General features: G+C 40.4%; 22 protein-coding genes. 1 reads left to right on the top strand and 21 read right to left on the bottom strand.

Annotated features, from left to right (window positions below; translation table 11 throughout):
• Nucleotides 1–13 precede the first annotated feature (13 nt).
• From QFX10_RS08260 to QFX10_RS08185, 16 genes are all read right to left on the bottom strand, one after another.
• Nucleotides 14–652: a phage tail protein gene (locus QFX10_RS08260; RefSeq protein WP_280605764.1), complete on the bottom strand. Its 639-nt coding sequence runs from the start codon at nucleotides 650–652 to the stop codon at nucleotides 14–16.
• Complete coding sequence (locus QFX10_RS08255) at nucleotides 652–1032, bottom strand: DUF806 family protein (RefSeq protein WP_280605763.1); 381 nt, start codon at nucleotides 1030–1032, stop codon at nucleotides 652–654. The genes QFX10_RS08260 and QFX10_RS08255 overlap by 1 nt, the downstream gene beginning before the upstream one ends.
• Entirely contained in the window at nucleotides 1029–1457 is a 429-nt protein-coding gene (locus QFX10_RS08250) for a phage tail protein (protein WP_280605762.1), read from the bottom strand. The genes QFX10_RS08255 and QFX10_RS08250 overlap by 4 nt, the downstream gene beginning before the upstream one ends.
• Entirely contained in the window at nucleotides 1450–1803 is a 354-nt protein-coding gene (locus tag QFX10_RS08245; protein WP_280605761.1) for a phage head closure protein, read from the bottom strand. Before QFX10_RS08245 ends, QFX10_RS08250 begins: the two co-directional genes overlap by 8 nt.
• Nucleotides 1769–2095: a head-tail connector protein gene (locus QFX10_RS08240; RefSeq protein WP_280605760.1), complete on the bottom strand. Its 327-nt coding sequence runs from the start codon at nucleotides 2093–2095 to the stop codon at nucleotides 1769–1771. The genes QFX10_RS08245 and QFX10_RS08240 overlap by 35 nt, the downstream gene beginning before the upstream one ends.
• A 6-nt stretch (nucleotides 2096–2101) precedes the next feature.
• Nucleotides 2102–3304, bottom strand: coding sequence for a phage major capsid protein (locus QFX10_RS08235; RefSeq protein WP_280605759.1), 1203 nt, complete (start codon nucleotides 3302–3304; stop codon nucleotides 2102–2104).
• Nucleotides 3304–4026, bottom strand: a complete 723-nt coding sequence (locus QFX10_RS08230) for a head maturation protease, ClpP-related (RefSeq protein WP_437178589.1) — start codon at nucleotides 4024–4026, stop codon at nucleotides 3304–3306. Before QFX10_RS08230 ends, QFX10_RS08235 begins: the two co-directional genes overlap by 1 nt.
• Nucleotides 3992–5173 (bottom strand): phage portal protein, encoded by a 1182-nt coding sequence (locus tag QFX10_RS08225; RefSeq protein WP_437178588.1) that lies wholly within the window; start codon nucleotides 5171–5173, stop codon nucleotides 3992–3994. The genes QFX10_RS08230 and QFX10_RS08225 overlap by 35 nt, the downstream gene beginning before the upstream one ends.
• A 2-nt stretch (nucleotides 5174–5175) precedes the next feature.
• Nucleotides 5176–5361 carry a DUF1056 family protein gene (locus QFX10_RS08220; RefSeq protein ID WP_280605758.1) on the bottom strand — a complete coding sequence of 62 codons (186 nt, stop codon included), beginning with the start codon at nucleotides 5359–5361 and terminating at the stop codon, nucleotides 5176–5178.
• Nucleotides 5354–7234 (bottom strand): terminase large subunit, encoded by a 1881-nt coding sequence (locus QFX10_RS08215; RefSeq protein WP_280605757.1) that lies wholly within the window; start codon nucleotides 7232–7234, stop codon nucleotides 5354–5356. The genes QFX10_RS08220 and QFX10_RS08215 overlap by 8 nt, the downstream gene beginning before the upstream one ends.
• A gap of 9 nt (nucleotides 7235–7243) precedes the next feature.
• On the bottom strand, nucleotides 7244–7681 hold the full coding sequence (locus tag QFX10_RS08210; protein ID WP_280605756.1) for a phage terminase small subunit P27 family: 438 nt from the start codon (nucleotides 7679–7681) through the stop codon (nucleotides 7244–7246).
• A 171-nt stretch (nucleotides 7682–7852) separates the two neighbouring features.
• Nucleotides 7853–8380, bottom strand: a complete 528-nt coding sequence (locus tag QFX10_RS08205; protein WP_280605755.1) for an HNH endonuclease — start codon at nucleotides 8378–8380, stop codon at nucleotides 7853–7855.
• A 496-nt stretch (nucleotides 8381–8876) separates the two neighbouring features.
• On the bottom strand, nucleotides 8877–9497 hold the full coding sequence (locus QFX10_RS08200) for a GNAT family N-acetyltransferase (RefSeq protein WP_280605754.1): 621 nt from the start codon (nucleotides 9495–9497) through the stop codon (nucleotides 8877–8879).
• 256 nt (nucleotides 9498–9753) lie between these two features.
• Nucleotides 9754–10218: an ArpU family phage packaging/lysis transcriptional regulator gene (locus tag QFX10_RS08195; RefSeq protein ID WP_280605753.1), complete on the bottom strand. Its 465-nt coding sequence runs from the start codon at nucleotides 10216–10218 to the stop codon at nucleotides 9754–9756.
• 85 nt (nucleotides 10219–10303) lie between these two features.
• Nucleotides 10304–10492, bottom strand: coding sequence for a hypothetical protein (locus QFX10_RS08190; protein WP_280605752.1), 189 nt, complete (start codon nucleotides 10490–10492; stop codon nucleotides 10304–10306).
• A 747-nt stretch (nucleotides 10493–11239) separates the two neighbouring features.
• Entirely contained in the window at nucleotides 11240–11434 is a 195-nt protein-coding gene (locus QFX10_RS08185) for a helix-turn-helix domain-containing protein (RefSeq protein ID WP_280605751.1), read from the bottom strand.
• Between the two features lie 108 nt (nucleotides 11435–11542).
• On the opposite strand from QFX10_RS08185, the gene QFX10_RS08180 reads away from it, so the two are divergent.
• Complete coding sequence (locus QFX10_RS08180) at nucleotides 11543–11767, top strand: DUF2188 domain-containing protein (RefSeq protein WP_280605750.1); 225 nt, start codon at nucleotides 11543–11545, stop codon at nucleotides 11765–11767.
• Here QFX10_RS08180 and QFX10_RS08175 read toward each other — a convergent pair.
• The 5 genes from QFX10_RS08175 to QFX10_RS08155 form a co-directional block, all read right to left on the bottom strand.
• Nucleotides 11764–11943: a hypothetical protein gene (locus tag QFX10_RS08175; protein ID WP_280605749.1), complete on the bottom strand. Its 180-nt coding sequence runs from the start codon at nucleotides 11941–11943 to the stop codon at nucleotides 11764–11766. The two genes, QFX10_RS08180 and QFX10_RS08175, sit on opposite strands and share 4 nt — an antisense overlap.
• Before the next feature lie 498 nt (nucleotides 11944–12441).
• The gene (locus QFX10_RS08170) at nucleotides 12442–13176 is read right to left on the bottom strand and encodes a hypothetical protein (protein WP_280605748.1); all 735 of its coding nucleotides are present in this window, start codon (nucleotides 13174–13176) and stop codon (nucleotides 12442–12444) included.
• A gap of 4 nt (nucleotides 13177–13180) precedes the next feature.
• Complete coding sequence (locus QFX10_RS08165; RefSeq protein WP_280605747.1) at nucleotides 13181–13612, bottom strand: replication terminator protein; 432 nt, start codon at nucleotides 13610–13612, stop codon at nucleotides 13181–13183.
• Complete coding sequence (locus QFX10_RS08160) at nucleotides 13609–13851, bottom strand: hypothetical protein (RefSeq protein ID WP_280605746.1); 243 nt, start codon at nucleotides 13849–13851, stop codon at nucleotides 13609–13611. Before QFX10_RS08160 ends, QFX10_RS08165 begins: the two co-directional genes overlap by 4 nt.
• On the bottom strand, nucleotides 13848–14819 hold the full coding sequence (locus tag QFX10_RS08155) for a phage replication protein O (protein ID WP_280605745.1): 972 nt from the start codon (nucleotides 14817–14819) through the stop codon (nucleotides 13848–13850). The genes QFX10_RS08160 and QFX10_RS08155 overlap by 4 nt, the downstream gene beginning before the upstream one ends.
• Between the last annotated feature and the right edge of the window lie 15 nt (nucleotides 14820–14834).

Below are 14834 nucleotides of genomic sequence, written 5' to 3'. Positions count from 1 at the left end.
TATCGACTAAAAATTAAACTGATGGTGTAGCTGGTTTAGAGTTCGTAAACTTCTTTTGTCCCGGGAAAACAAGGTCAAACATTGCTTTTTCATCAAAGTTTTCGTCTTCTTCATAGAAGATCGCATATGGTTTATTGTTGAATTTATCATAAGTCAGCGCTGTGTATGTCAAGTTGTCATCATCGCGAGTTTCAGCTGTACTTGTGTTTGTTCCAACGTTATGGCTCGCTTCATTGAATACACCTCGACCAAAACAGAAGTAAATTTTTTTACGCGTGATCGTGGCTTGCGAAACGATGATCAAAGGACATTCAACTGTGTCGTCTGCATCAAAGTAGCCACCTTTGCCGTTTGAGACACGGCCTAAGATCTTTTCTTTGACAACGTGGTTGATCTCGTTTGCTGTCCATGCAACTGAAGGGCTAGAAGGTGGGTTGCTGACATCAACAACTTGGTTATTCCCATCAATTTTTGTAGGTGTGGCAGCTAACCCCGTGATATTTGCTGTTTTAGAACCTAAGTTACCTTCCTTTTTATCAGTACCGACAAAATAGATCCCGTCAGCACTCAAACCTTTTTTATCGTCGCAGATAACGTTGCCGTCAGCACCACGAATGCCGGTGTAAATACCGTATAAACCAATAGTAGCCATTATGACTCCTCCTTATATTTGAATTTCAAAGTATTAGTGATGTTTTGGTTATCAGGCGTCATCACATGTCCCGCATCAGAAAAACAGCGAATGCTTTTGCTGAAAAGTACACGTTTAACGCTCTTTTCGATAGCCGTCATATCATATTGATAATCAGGCGGGTAATAAAAAGTCAGCTGAACTTGTCGGATGATATTGATCTCGGTATCATTACCGTAATCACTACCGTCATCCGTTAGTTCGCTGACTACTAAAATCAATTCTGTTGTCGTGTTATCGCTTGGATCGATCATAAAAGCATGGACATGCTCGCTTGATAGGTGATCGATGCTATCGATATTATCATTGACCAAACCTAAAATATATGCGGCCGGCGTCATGGCTTCACCTTCCCGTCAATGATCTGTTTTGCAATGATCGCCATCGTTTTTGGTAAAACGACTTGCGCTTCTTTGGCTGATTCTTCCCAAAAATGCTTTCCAGGCACATGACCATGTTGCACACCATTGCGATCACGTACATCCCAACCATCATTTTGAAAACGTCCAATATAACCTTTATGACTTTTAGCCGTAAATCCGACTGAGATCGAGCCGTTAGGATGTTGCTCAGTAACAAGACTATCTCTTAAATGAACTGACTTTCCAGAATGTGTTTTTGTACTGTATGGAACTTTAGGTTTCATGATCTTTTCAAAAGCCTCTGCTCCCGCTTTATTGACGATGACCCGTTCAGCATGTCCAAAACCCTCAGCTAAACTGTCTAGGATCCTTTCAAAGTTATCAGCATTTTTAACTTCACCCATGTTTTGATACCTCCCGCGTACAAGTGATCAGATCGAACCCGTCAGGTGGCAAGCCGTCATCATAAGCAATATTATTGATCTTATAGATGATCCCATCTTTTTTGATCAGCATATCACCTGTAATATCTTCGCGATGTCTTACGAAAAAGACCACAGCATCAGTGATACCTAAACCTGCTAAAGACAATGTGTCAGACATTCTCAGTGACCATTGACCAGCAAAAGTACTGAAACTAGGCTTAAAAACCTTCATTCTAGCACCGGTATTAGGGTTGACTGTGCCCCCACTTACCATTTGACCAAATTCAAGTTTAAACGTCATTCTTGATGGATTGATGTTCTTCATTTTCACTCTCCTCCGACCACTGACCACGTAATTGACCAATGATCGAATTAAGCGTCATATTGATCGTATAAGTTTGCGTATTCGATAGTGCAGTCCGGTTAGTATAATAACTTGAAGCTAAAGCAACGACTGCTGTATCAAAGAGATCATTATTGATATAAAAATCATCAGTAGCACCGACTGCATTTTTAATAAAATCACTAGCGGCACTGAGGTACATATCAAGTAATTCATCATCAAAATTACTATCGATCCTCAAACTAAGCTTTAGCCGTTTTTTATCAACACTCATACATTACTAAGGTTTTGGAGCGTCTGCTGCTGGCGTCAAGTTTGCGGGTTGATCTGCGATCTTCTTAAATGATCCAGCGACCCAAGCTTCGCTATCAGTTTGAACAACGTCAAAACGATCGATGACTCTGATTTTATACAGATCTTTTTCAAAAGCTCCCGCACCAATATTGGTAGCAAGTAAGCTCATATTTTCGCGATCAAACAATGTGACAGCTTGTTTAAGGTCACCATAATAGAGTGGGTGGGCATTTTCTTTATCTGGTAACCAACGATCGGCTACTTCGACGATCCGTTTACCTTTCAACAGATATTGGTCTGGTTGCTTTGGATCTGGTTGAAGCAAATAACGTCCCACCGCATCTTTAACTTGCGACAAGACGTTTAATCCTGAAGTATTGGTCATCAAGAATGATGTTTTCTTGATCGCTGGATCGACCTTTGTATTGATCATCGTTACAATATCATCGAATTTAGCTAATGTCGGCTTCTCGGGAGCTTTACTCATCACATTAATGATTGCTTCGTTTCTTGTTACAACGACTTTACGTGCGATCCAAGTTGATAACCAAGAGATGATGTTTTCGGCTGTATCTTTAAGTAGCGTATTAGTTACTGTCGTGATCCCTGCGTACCGCTTGATCAAGTATTTGACCACTGTCAATTTTGGATCATCGTTATCGCCGATCGTGGCACTTTCATCATCCAAATTAGCCAATGGTTTGATGTCAGCCCATTTTTCGTATACACGGCTACCGCTTGGCGTCGAAACGGCTTCGCGGTTGACGTATTGTTCAAGTGAATCATACTGTCGTACTAATGTATGGATCGCTGTTTGAATGTCACTAGGGATCGTTAAGCCTGCACTATCGCCATTTTCATCAACAGATGACGTGACCATATTCACAATTTTAGGATCGCCTTTGACCATTCCAATAAATTCATTAACAAACTTCTCTTTGGTATCTTCTTCCTTTTTGGTGAGCTCACGTTTAGGTGCATTGACAACGTCGTTTGCCTTACGCGCAATGTCTAATTGTTCTTTGAGAGCGTTACGATGCGCCACTTCATTGTCTCGTTTGGCTTTAAGATCCTCGAATTTAGCTTGGACAAAATCATCATCGATCACAGCTAAATTGATCTTTGCATCGAGATCAGCTACTTTTTGGCCAGAAGCGATCCATGCATCATTTAGTTCATTGATATTCATTAATAAATACCGTCCTTTTCTTTTAAAATATTCAGTTTCTTCTGTCTTACACTGAGATCCTTCTCAGAAGTTTTTGACAATTTGATCGAGCTATTTTCCTCAGCTGTTTTAATTTTTGCGATCATATTGAGTAATTTGTCGACTGCCGCTTTACTTGGCACTGCTTCAAGAGAATTAAGCACTCGAGCTTCTTTTTCTTCTGCAAACATGATCTCATCAGCAAAACCTTTATCAACGGCATCTTTAGCGCCTAACCATGTCTCTTGTGCCATCAAATTCAGTACGTCGGCGTGCTTCATACCTGTTTTAGCAACATAAGCGTTAGCGATCGACTCATCGATACTACTTAATACGTTCGACTCGTGCAAAAGCTCGTCTGCATTACCGGCTGAATCCGTCCAAGCTTTATGGATCATGATCTGGGCAGTCGGTGAAATACTTACCTTATCGCCAGCCATCGCGATCACACTTGCTGCAGAAGCCGCCAAACCCATAACACGCACATTAACTTTTTTGCCTGAGTTCTTTAATGCAGTATAGATCTCAGAGGCAGCAAATACATCGCCACCGTTAGAAGCAATATCAACGTTTACAGTCTCTGAGTCTTCTTTTTTTAACGCTTCAGTAACTCTGTTAGGTGTCGTACTTGGCATATCGAGCCAGTCGTAAAACAAGCCTGTGGCATCATCAACGATCGGACCCTTGATCTGGATCGTCATCATTCTCACCTCCCTTCACTGGTTCAACTTTTGGCTGTTTGATCGGATCGGGCAATTCATTAGGAAAATAACCCGTTTCTTTTAACAGATACGTTGCTTGGTTATACGCGATCACACCGCTTTTGACTAACCCAGCTAATGTATTAGCATAGCCATCTTGTAACGGATCGATCGCTGGTCTTAAATTAGCTGTGATCGTAGTATTTAGCTTATCATTAAGCTCTGCAGTGATCGCTTCCATATACCGAGACAAAGCGTTGGCATACATCCCTTTGATCTGATCGATAGATGACTGTTGGTCGCCTTGACCATTCAAATAGGAATTAGGGATACCATACACTTTTGCGATCTGTGTACCGGTCCAATCAGCTTGTGCTAGCAACTTAGCGATATCTGACTTGATCTCTAAGGGTTTGTATTCTTCTAGGTCATCGATGACAATCGGACCATTGTTTGCGGCTTGTGATTGACGCATAAACTCTTTTGAACGAGCGGCTTTTTGTTTCCAGTTGAGCAAACCACCTTTGTTCATCTTTAAAATGCCGGGGCTAATGATCGCTTGTGACAATGCCTGCAACGTCAACTTGTTTGATGAACGTTTGATATTGAATTCTTGTGATAAAGACTTCAACGGTGAAACACCTGTCATACCGCCAGTCTTAGATAGCAATCTAAAATGGAGCATATCAGACTGCGGGATGTTCATCACCACACCGACATCAGGTTCATCGAAAGTCGCAGTATAGATCAACCCTGACCCATCGTCTAACAAGTAGGTGCTGACTTGTGAAGGTCTTAAATACTCCCAGCGAACATCGATCCCGTTACGATTACGCCAACGATAGATAAAAGCTTCACCACCTAGCAATAGCTGAGCATACACAGCTTGCCAAAAAGCGTGTTTATTGGCTGTTGGTGTTGGGTTATCAATGATGTATTGCCAGCGCTTTTTACTAGATACTAGATAAGCTGATGCTAGATCACCTGAGAGTTGGAAGATCGCAGAATAAATGTCTGAGTTCTGTAGCGCTTCACCTGCACTGATATATTTAGTGGCTTGACTACCATTAAACAGATCGATGACCGTTGGATCATCGACCGGGACACTCATTGCACTTTTAGCGGAAGCTTGGATCTTGAAAATAGGCAATCTCAGTCACCTCCTTTCCCGCCAGCTAATTCAGTCATGATCCCTAACACGATAAAAGAGATGCCTAGGACCATATAACCGACGATCTTGCCAAACAAAAAGGCACCGTATACGAGCGCTACAATGCCTAAAACAAAAAATAATACGTCAATCACTGACCACAGCAATCTAAAAAATCTACTAATCAATAAAATCACCTCCTAACCCCGATTCTTCACTATTGAACCACTCTAAAACTTGTTCTTGTGTCATAAGTTCAACTTGATGTGACTTATCGTTAGCAATGCCAAAGTCTTCAAAATGATACATAGCTTGATACATTGCATCGATGAGCGCGTCGACCACGTCGATCTTGAGCGTAGCTTTGGCCTTGTCGACTTGGATCCCGATCTTATCTTCGATGAGTTCAGCGTTGAGCAACGCTTTCTCCATGATCTTGTCATCTAAACGAGTCACTGTTTGTTCAACAAATAACTTTTGTAAAAATTTAGTAGGATCCTTAAGCTCAGATGTGCGTTGCCGAATAGCTTGTAAATTCCAGCCAGAGTTGAGCTCTAACTGTTTGATCGCATTAGTTGCTCCCCAAGCATCGTAGCCAAAAAAGATAGGACTCAACTGATTATCTTCCACATAGTCCATCAGCCAGCGATAGACTTGATCATCGTTTATTAAACCTTGGGGGTGACTGGTGATCGTACAATATCCTTTTTTAGCTAATTCGCGGTAATTTATACCATCTTGTTTTTCCTTAGCCTCGATCGACCCAGCCTTTTGCCATGGGATAAAGCTATGCTGTTCAATATGCCAGCGTGCTTTGCCATTTTCTTCATATGGATAAACAAACGCAATAGCGGTATTGTCACTAAACATAGAATAATCATAGCCAATATAGACTTGACGCCCACTGATATCAAATTCCTCAATGATCGCTTGCTCAATATCAGCAAGTTTTAAGTAACTACTTGTCGATTCCTGCAACCATAAGTTTAAATTCTTATTTTGGAAATCAGCAATATTTCCAGTCAGCATGTCACTATCCCGCTTATCTCTTAGGCCCTGGATAAGGGCTTCTTTTTGACCTGGTAGATACAATAACGGGTTCGATTTGGGCCATGAATGATCTTTGAATGTTTCTTCTAAGCTATCTTGCGCCCAGATCAACCCTAAATACGTATCGGCATCCCGATTCCAGTCTTGTTCCATAGCCTGCTGGATCATCTTTTGATCTTCATGAAATGGGACGCTTGGGTCTGGATAACTAGTCGAAATCTGAATAAACTGCCGATTTGGAACTTTGACCTGTCCAGAAATGATCTTTGAAGTCTTATCACGTGTCTTGACTTCACCGACTTCATCAACTATCGCTGTTGTAAAGTGAAACGAATCAAATTGTCCTGACTCAAACGAAATAGCACGCAAAATATTGTTAGTTTTTCGCTCAATGATCTGTTCAGATTGTGGTGACAGCCCAGTTTCTTCAGCTAATTTTTTAAATGGAACCCTAGAAACGATCTGCTTGATCATCGTACGAATGTAACCAAACAGCTTACCTGTTTGCTTAAAGTTGATGCTGGATACTAGATAGTCTTGATTTCCTAGCCCTATCGACTCGATAAGATATGAATAGCACATTAAGATCGCCATCAAGTACGTTTTACCTTGACCACGAGCAACAGAAACGATCGCACGACTAAATCTCTTGCCACCTGATGCATTACGCCAACCGAATAGCATACAAAAAATAAATTTTTGCCATGCCATTAATTTAGTCGGCTCACCTGTGTCAACATTCGGACAAATACTTGCAAATTTTAGAAGCTTTTCAGCTTCACGAATGTCATAAACATACTCAAAATCTGCTGTATTTTGGCGCTGTAAATCCCGCAAATGCCTAAAACAGGCAAGTTTTATCAAATATCCAGTTACTATTTCTCCATCAAGGACTGAAAAGCAGTATTTTGTACCTGGATCTGTATAATTTTCTCTGATTTTTGAAAAGTCAAGCTTACTATACTCACCTAAAACGTCATGCGACTGTGTTAGATCTATTTTTTTATTCATAGTCAACTATCAACTCTTTCCAAAAAATTCTTTCAAACTTTCCATTGCTCCATCATTATCATCATCCAAACGAATATTCATCAGATCTGCGCGTGATTGCGGCGTAAGTCCTAGTTCATTACCCAATGATCTAAGTTTTGCAGTTGCGCTATCAAGAATTTGAGTTGATGGATTACGCTTGAATCCAGTAAAGTCTTTAGCAACTACATCTCCGGTTACCGGTGAGATCGTTGTTTTGTATATCGGTTTAGTTATCCCATTTTTTTGAATGTCATCATAAGCTTGGCGCATCAGCTGATAGTTAGTACAAAAAGCTTCAACTACGGTACGATCCATGTCGTTTACAACGGGATCAGCTTTTATCATTGGGACCAGTCGACGCCACATCGCTGCCGCCGTTCCCTTTAAATATGATGGAGGTCTATCAGGTAGCTCCTTATGAGGCATCACATCACCTCCTTGTCAAGACCCCCCTATAAAAAATTTTTTGAAATTGACGTTTGGGATAAGAAGACGCCATTGTGTGCGCTCTTCCGTCGCTTTAAATGGGGCGGGGGGTCTAATAAATTTATTCGTGATAATTTCATCATAAATAATAAAACGCTCTATATTTAGCTCTCACAGCCTGTCAGGGCTATATGTTCTTATCATCTTTGCCACCAGATTTTTTTCAGTGATTTTTGGAACGTTCTTTAGCTTATTTCCTTGCCCTGTTCCGTAATAATCTTGTTCCCAATCTGTCTTAAGCCTGTGGCACATATAACATGTAACAGCTAAGTTATTAAGATCTGACTTCAGTGCACTATCAAATTCAACTGGTACGATATGATCGACCGTCTTAGCTGGTGTTACTATGTTGAACGCTTGACAATACTGACAGAGATAGTGATCACGTTCCAAAACCAAGCGTCTTAGTCTTGTCCATTCACGCGATCGATAGAAGTTATACTGTTCAGTCTTATCTTTCGATCTATTACGCGTAACGGTGTTATACCTGTGCTGGTATCCTTGTTCTCTACTACGTGCCCATCGTTGACGGTTAGCTAAATACTCTGCTTCTTGCTCAAAGTGATTAGTACAATAATGGTGTGGGAAGTTGACCATTGCATGGCATCCCTGTTGTCTACATCTTCTTACACGTGGCATGTGTCAGTCTCCTTTTTTCTTTGAACCTTTATTTAGATCATGATTAAGTTTACTTATTAGCCACGCTTCATAATTACAACTAACTAATCCTGCATCTTTTGTTTGCTTCAAGTAATCACCTCCCTTAAAAAAATAAAAAGCCAGCTTGTTACAGCTGACTCAAGTTGATATTAATGGCTAAGGTTCAAGCTAGAATTGCACTAGCACAATTGTCACTAGATGAACCATTTTGCCACTCTCTCGGATAGTTACGTGGCACGGACTTAACGCGCCCACACGCTTAGATTTATTTAGTGACGTTCTGAGCCGTCAGATTACTTGAAATAGATTAATTGATAAATAACTGTATCTCATCCATTTCTTGGACAATATCATTATAGTCCGACACACGTCTGGCTTGGGTATCCTTTTTGTATCGTCTATGTCTAACTTTTTTGTGAATTTCATCCATAAAAAAATAAACCGATATACAAGATGATCAATCTCATATATCGGTTTATTTATTACCACTGTCAATATCAATAGAATTAGCTATAAAATTATTTTCATAAGGAAGATATCCCTTTTTGTATAGATCATCTATTCTTATGAACATATCGAACTGCATATCAGCAGTATCATTTCCATTCGCTTGATATTCCTCAGGTGATGGGCCTGATACTAATTGGAGACCCACTTTTTTATAAAAGTTCACACTCTCGTCTAGCGACTGCAGGAACACCATTTCAATCCCAACATAATATGCTATTACTAATACAGACTTAAAAACCTCTTTAATTAAGGCTGTGCCTATACCTCTTCTTTGGTAGCCACGATCAACAGCAAGATACGCCAAATTTAAGTAGTTATGTTGTTCTTCAATAGGCATATCATCCTCATCTTTTACCTCTGTAGTCAACATACCTATGTTTGTCGAATAAAAACCAGCAAGACAAGAGTTTGCTTTATCTATCAATAAAAAGGTAGCCAGTCGTCTTTCCAACTCATACTTAGGGCAATTATTTTTTAAGAAGTCATTAATGTCATCATTGTCACAATCAAAGTCAGAAACCAAATTTTCGAAGTCTACCACACTGGATAACGGAACAAGCTCAAAATTATATTTTTCTTCCGACATTCTCAGATCCTCGTGTGATAGTGATGTTTTTAGTTTTCTTATCTAGCATTTCCTTTGTAACATTATTCATGACGCCCTTGCCTAGTTTCGTTTCAAATAATTCGAACGATTTTCTGTCATCAAAGGTCATTTTGCGATTACTTACAATCCCTACCATAGGACCTCATCCTTTCATTAATTACAAGCTAAGCATAACATATATTTTTATGTAGCTTCAAGAAAAAATGTGCCTCGGTTAGGCGTGTAAAATGCGAGTCTATTTATAAACATGCAAGTCACTCCACCACAAACAACAAGTTTCAAACGCATCTGCAAACTCATTTTCTGCTTTGCGTTTTTTTGTCTGATACCGTGCACGTTCACACCCGAGGATCTCACACATACCCCATGCATCTTTATTTTCCACGTACACGCTTACCAAAATAAGTCGACTTTCTTCGCTGATCACGCCAATAGCTTTACTAACACTAGCAAGTGTTTGCTGAGCATAAATACGTTTACTGATCTTTTCTTCTGCTCGGTTGCCAAAGGAAGGCGATTTAGGTTCATCCGTGATCACCGGTGATTTTATGTAGCTAGCATTAACACCAGCCCATAACATCAATTTTGGATAATCTTGCTTGAAGAACTTGCGCACTTTAGCAGCTGTTTCGATCGTATCGACTTCCATTCCGTCAAATTGTAATTGAAATTCTTGCGCCTTTTTTAGATCAAGTTCCATCAGATCGCTCTCCCTCATGTTATAATTAATTGCTTAGATTTATTGAGAGAGCTAAAGTGTCTTGATCGATGCTTTAGCTTTTTTGTTATTTGTGACCCCCTAGATGTTTTTGTTGCCATGCCTTAGCGAGATCTTGTTGACCTCTTTCGTACTGCGCTTGTAGCTTTTCAGCCAGCTTATTTTCGACTTCATCTAATACTTTTCGGTTATCTTCTGGGACTACCTTTTTGATCGGCATCATTAGCCCGCTTGCTATTTGCTCAAATTCATCCATATTCTTCGCTCCTTTGCGTTTTATTTATTGCTCAAGGTAAAATGTCCCATTGGCAGAATTGCACTGCCTAACGATCTATTATGGAACGTTTACGAGTTGTTAGAGTTGTCGTTTATTTGGTTGTCTTAGATGCGATCACTCGCAAATCTCATCTAAGCAATACCCCACCGACGGGCTCGCACCGTCTGAGCGTGCTACTGTGGGGTCTTAAGACGTTTACCAACCAACATTGTGAGTATCTAATTGATCACGCCTCAGATCTCCGTAAGTGTTTGTGTGTATCATAACTTGTAACTATTAGTTTTATTTTTTTACCAGCTAAAGCCCACTTACAAAACTCTAGCCGGTAATGATCAGCGGTACTTATTCAGCCACCGCTAACCTGTAAGACCCTAGTACGAAGCTGTATCAGTCAATTACCTAAAGGAGCAAAAGGGACGTTTTTACTGTAAAATCATCTCGCTTGCTTCGCACTTCCCACCCGCCACGTCTTACAATTCTGTCACTGTGACCTCGATATAAAGTATCGTTATTTCCTCTGCTTGTTCAATTTCGTCAACTCTCAAGTAAAATTGCCATTTTTATTTTTCATCGTGAGCAAACGCGATCACACTCAATAGCCCCACAAATGCGATCAACATCAGCCACTTAAGCACGAGCATCGCTCTTTTCCTTTGCTCGCTCTAACTTCTTCTGACGTCGCTTACGTTTGTCACGTTTCCGACTGCGTTTCTTTCCTGTCATTGATCATCCCTCCGTTTCTCTGAAATAATCCAAACTGACACCCAATGCGTCAGCAATCTTGCACATATTTTTGAATGATGGTTCAGTTCCATTCTTGTAATTCTGCAAAGTAGATGCACTGATACCGGTGTTTTTAGCGAGTCTGTACATTGAGACATTTTGTTCCACTAACTCTTTTTTGATTTTTAACCACAACATATAGTACCTCCCCCTTGATTAATACTAAATATAGTATTATATTAGTTGTATCAGATATGCAGCCTCCTAAAACTCATATTTGAAATTCACATAAAGGAAGTGTTATAAATGGCACGAAATCAACATGTAGTTCCTAACCCCAAAGGCGGTTGGGACGTTAAAGGCGCTGGTGCTAAGAAATCTACAGTACACACTGATACCAAAAAAGCAGCTGTAGATATCGCACGAAATATTGCTCGTAATCAGCACACAGAGCTAATTACGCATGGCAGGGACGGTCGTATCCAAAGTAGAGATAGCCACGGTCATGATCCATTCCCGCCTAAAGGCTAATATACCGGCTTGACCCGAACTCTAAAGTCTGGCGCTGATTCGCAATCTTCATTTGTGATCAGCGCTATGGTTTTAGGGTTCTCTTCGTCTGTTTCGACGATCACTCGAGCCCAATTTACCATCGGCTCGTTGATGTCTTTTGTTTCTTTTTCTAGCTCAAATAATTCTTCTGTCATTTCTTGTCCTCCCTACTTACCTTCCAATCCTTTGTAATACGGGACTTTCTACTCTGATTTTTTGCAATCTGCTCATCAGACAATGTTACGTTCACACCAATATGCTTTTTATATTCAGCGATCGTCATCCCTAAGTCATAAGGTTCATTTGTGCAATTTTTAGCGCCTCCCGTTTTTTAATTACCTTCCTAGGCAAATACCCCGCTAACGGATTTGAACCGTTCTGCGCTACAAAAGCGGGGTTTATTTGAGTTCTAGTTTTACGATCCTATATGTGAGTATCTGATCAATTAACTTTAAACTCTCTGCAAGCGTTAAGAGTGAACTATGATCAGTCAAATCATGTTAGTTCGACCAACAAGACCCACTTGCTAGATCTTGTCGGTAATGTCCCCCTGCACTTTTTCAGCAATAAGGGGATGCTTTTCTGTTGAAACAAATGCAGTTAAATCAGCTTTTCTGCAATAATTTCTGCAGATTAGCCGAATTTTCGGTAGATTAAACGATTACGCTCATCTTGATATCTAAACTCTCCAGCTTAGTTTCTAAGTACTCTTTGATTGCTTGCTTAGCTTCGATCTTCCACATACCACCGTCCGACTCAAAGAGTGCTGCTTCCATCCCTTCACGCATTCTAAAGACAAACTTGCTTTCTGGTTGCTTGACTTCTAGGAATGTTCGATATGGTTGCAATGTAACTGGGTTAGGAACGCGCGCAGTTGCAACGCTGGCAACACCTGTATTGATCTGAACGCTTTGGCTAACACCATCATCACTAGCTGAATTAACATGCGATTCTTTCAAGTTTCCGATAACTTGCAACAAGATATCTCTATCTGTTTCGCTGTTCTCAACAAATGCAGCTTGCAAAGCAATGATCAGTTCAGATTGACCATACCAACTCTCATAGCGAAATTCTGGTACATCCGCTTGAGCTACTGCATATGTTGGTCGCTCACCATGATCATTAAGCTTCCCTACTAGGTAGACTTCAGTCGGAGATTTTACAACTAACATCATTTCTTCTGCGTTGCCTTCACGTTCGATAAAGTCGATCATTCCCGTCAACGTGCTCAACACTACCTTATTTTTTGGAAATTCGGGATGTCGTAATAGTCTCAAACCATCACTTTCAACTTCATACTTGTGTCCATCAACTTCAACAACTTTTTCTTCATACGCCTTACGCGCCAATTCAATTACTTGTTCTAATGCGTTACCTAAATCATTCATTTTTTTATCCTCGCTTCCGTTTTTGTAGATCAATCACTTTACCTTGTGACTCTGCTTCAACTTCATCTACTGGCTCGCCTGTATCAGTTTTGAGCGTACTGTCCTGTGGATCAAAGTACGTTTGCCCTTCAGCACCAGATCTCAATTCATTTGCATGTACCCGCCCGTCAGCATCTTTTCCGATCAAAACTGTCGTTGGCACAGCCATTTCTGGTTGCAGTTTTGTTTTCACTTGTACGTTAGTTTCCATTTGTCGAAGATCTTTTGACGGTTGCAACGTAATCTTGATGTCGATCTCTCGTTTTTTCGTTTGATCAGTATTAGGATTTAAGATGTTTTCGATCGCTTCTTCAAAAGCTCGATTCATCTTCTCATAAACCCCACCTTCAGCTAAATTTTGCAGATCAAGATTGATCGTTTGTTTTTTCTTCATCATTTGCGTCTCCAACCTTTCTTTTGTCGAATTTTAAACTTTCGGACAAGTTCAAAATTTTCAGCTTCTTTCGGCGTCACCATCATTTCACTTTGATTATCTTTATTCAATAGCACAGCAAATCCAGGTCTGATGATCTCTACCTCGTATTTTGTATTTCCTTGTCGTAACTCGTCACATTCACGCAAGGGGTGTCCATATTTATCACGAAGAATATCTTTTTCTTCCAGCTTACTTCTCATGTACTTTCAACTCCTCTATCTGGGTCAGTTTCTTTAAGTCCTGCAAGCAATCGGTCAATATCGTCATCTAACTTTGCACGCTCTTCAGGATCTAAATTCTTAGGCTCTTCTTGTCCTTTACCCTTTGCCCAATCCGGTAAAGATTCTTTAGCAACGACCCGCTTACCCTTTTTACCTTCGCTCATCTGCATTTCTAACCGATCAAATTGCTTTCTCAACTTGTCAGCAGACAAAATGTTACTTCGCCAAAAATCGTCTTGTGTCGCGTAGATGATCACCTCTCCGATCGTCTTCCATACACGTCCATCACGCTCATTCATCAAACGAAACGTATCAGCCCACTTCTGTAGATCAGGTCTCTTGAAATCAGGTTTATTTTTTAAGATCTCATCTTGTAGCTTTACTGCGCAACGATATGGCTTAGAATCAAGATCATACTGACGCTTCTTTTTCGTTTTTTTAGGGGGAGTGTCTGAACTGCTTGCCAGTTCGGACGATAATCTTTTCTTACTGTTAGTATTATTGTTATTAGTATTATTACTATTAGTATTATTAGTAGTGGGTTTTCCGTCGGCGGATAGACCGTCGGCGGTTTTCCCGTCGACGGAAAACCCGTCCACGGTAGAAATGCCTTTATCTCGGTCTTTTTCTAAACTTTTAACGATTTTTCGCCCTGGATAAGGATTCAAGTACCACTTTCCTAATGACATCCGTCCATTTTTGTCTCTGGTCTGTTCGATCACCAGATAACCAAATTCGATCAAGTGGTTCTTAGCTGTTCTAAATGCATCACGCCCATCTGCAGCATGTTTAATGATCTCATTTTCATAGAACTGCCACTCATCAGATTGACGCCAGAGATAAGCAAACAGCCCTTTGTCTGCCCATTTCAAGCGTTCATCATCAAGGACCTCGTTGGGGACTTGCGTGAACCCTAGTTGGTTTAATTTGTGCAATGCTTGCTTCATCTCGACTACTTCCTT

The organism is Ligilactobacillus faecis (assembly GCF_029889745.1).
GTDB lineage: Bacteria > Bacillota > Bacilli > Lactobacillales > Lactobacillaceae > Ligilactobacillus > Ligilactobacillus faecis.
This window is presented reverse-complemented; position numbering and strand designations above follow the sequence as displayed.

Bases quoted from the DNA above. Each gene is read 5' to 3' on its own strand.
- QFX10_RS08180 (WP_280605750.1), top strand. From the start codon at position 11,543: ATGGCACGAAATCAACATGTAGTTCCTAACCCCAAAGGCGGTTGGGAC.
- QFX10_RS08185 (WP_280605751.1), bottom strand. From the start codon at position 11,434: ATGTTGTGGTTAAAAATCAAAAAAGAGTTAGTGGAACAAAATGTCTCA.
- QFX10_RS08155 (WP_280605745.1), bottom strand. From the start codon at position 14,819: ATGAAGCAAGCATTGCACAAATTAAACCAACTAGGGTTCACGCAAGTC.
- QFX10_RS08205 (WP_280605755.1), bottom strand. From the start codon at position 8,380: ATGCCACGTGTAAGAAGATGTAGACAACAGGGATGCCATGCAATGGTC.
- QFX10_RS08260 (WP_280605764.1), bottom strand. From the start codon at position 652: ATGGCTACTATTGGTTTATACGGTATTTACACCGGCATTCGTGGTGCT.
- QFX10_RS08175 (WP_280605749.1), bottom strand. From the start codon at position 11,943: ATGACAGAAGAATTATTTGAGCTAGAAAAAGAAACAAAAGACATCAAC.
- QFX10_RS08235 (WP_280605759.1), bottom strand. From the start codon at position 3,304: ATGAATATCAATGAACTAAATGATGCATGGATCGCTTCTGGCCAAAAA.
- QFX10_RS08250 (WP_280605762.1), bottom strand. From the start codon at position 1,457: ATGGGTGAAGTTAAAAATGCTGATAACTTTGAAAGGATCCTAGACAGT.
- QFX10_RS08160 (WP_280605746.1), bottom strand. From the start codon at position 13,851: ATGAGAAGTAAGCTGGAAGAAAAAGATATTCTTCGTGATAAATATGGA.
- QFX10_RS08230 (WP_437178589.1), bottom strand. From the start codon at position 4,026: ATGATGACGATCCAGATCAAGGGTCCGATCGTTGATGATGCCACAGGC.
- QFX10_RS08200 (WP_280605754.1), bottom strand. From the start codon at position 9,497: ATGTCGGAAGAAAAATATAATTTTGAGCTTGTTCCGTTATCCAGTGTG.
- QFX10_RS08240 (WP_280605760.1), bottom strand. From the start codon at position 2,095: ATGAGTGTTGATAAAAAACGGCTAAAGCTTAGTTTGAGGATCGATAGT.
- QFX10_RS08210 (WP_280605756.1), bottom strand. From the start codon at position 7,681: ATGCCTCATAAGGAGCTACCTGATAGACCTCCATCATATTTAAAGGGA.
- QFX10_RS08190 (WP_280605752.1), bottom strand. From the start codon at position 10,492: ATGGATGAATTTGAGCAAATAGCAAGCGGGCTAATGATGCCGATCAAA.
- QFX10_RS08255 (WP_280605763.1), bottom strand. From the start codon at position 1,032: ATGACGCCGGCCGCATATATTTTAGGTTTGGTCAATGATAATATCGAT.
- QFX10_RS08195 (WP_280605753.1), bottom strand. From the start codon at position 10,218: ATGGAACTTGATCTAAAAAAGGCGCAAGAATTTCAATTACAATTTGAC.
- QFX10_RS08215 (WP_280605757.1), bottom strand. From the start codon at position 7,234: ATGAATAAAAAAATAGATCTAACACAGTCGCATGACGTTTTAGGTGAG.
- QFX10_RS08165 (WP_280605747.1), bottom strand. From the start codon at position 13,612: ATGATGAAGAAAAAACAAACGATCAATCTTGATCTGCAAAATTTAGCT.
- QFX10_RS08170 (WP_280605748.1), bottom strand. From the start codon at position 13,176: ATGAATGATTTAGGTAACGCATTAGAACAAGTAATTGAATTGGCGCGT.
- QFX10_RS08245 (WP_280605761.1), bottom strand. From the start codon at position 1,803: ATGAAGAACATCAATCCATCAAGAATGACGTTTAAACTTGAATTTGGT.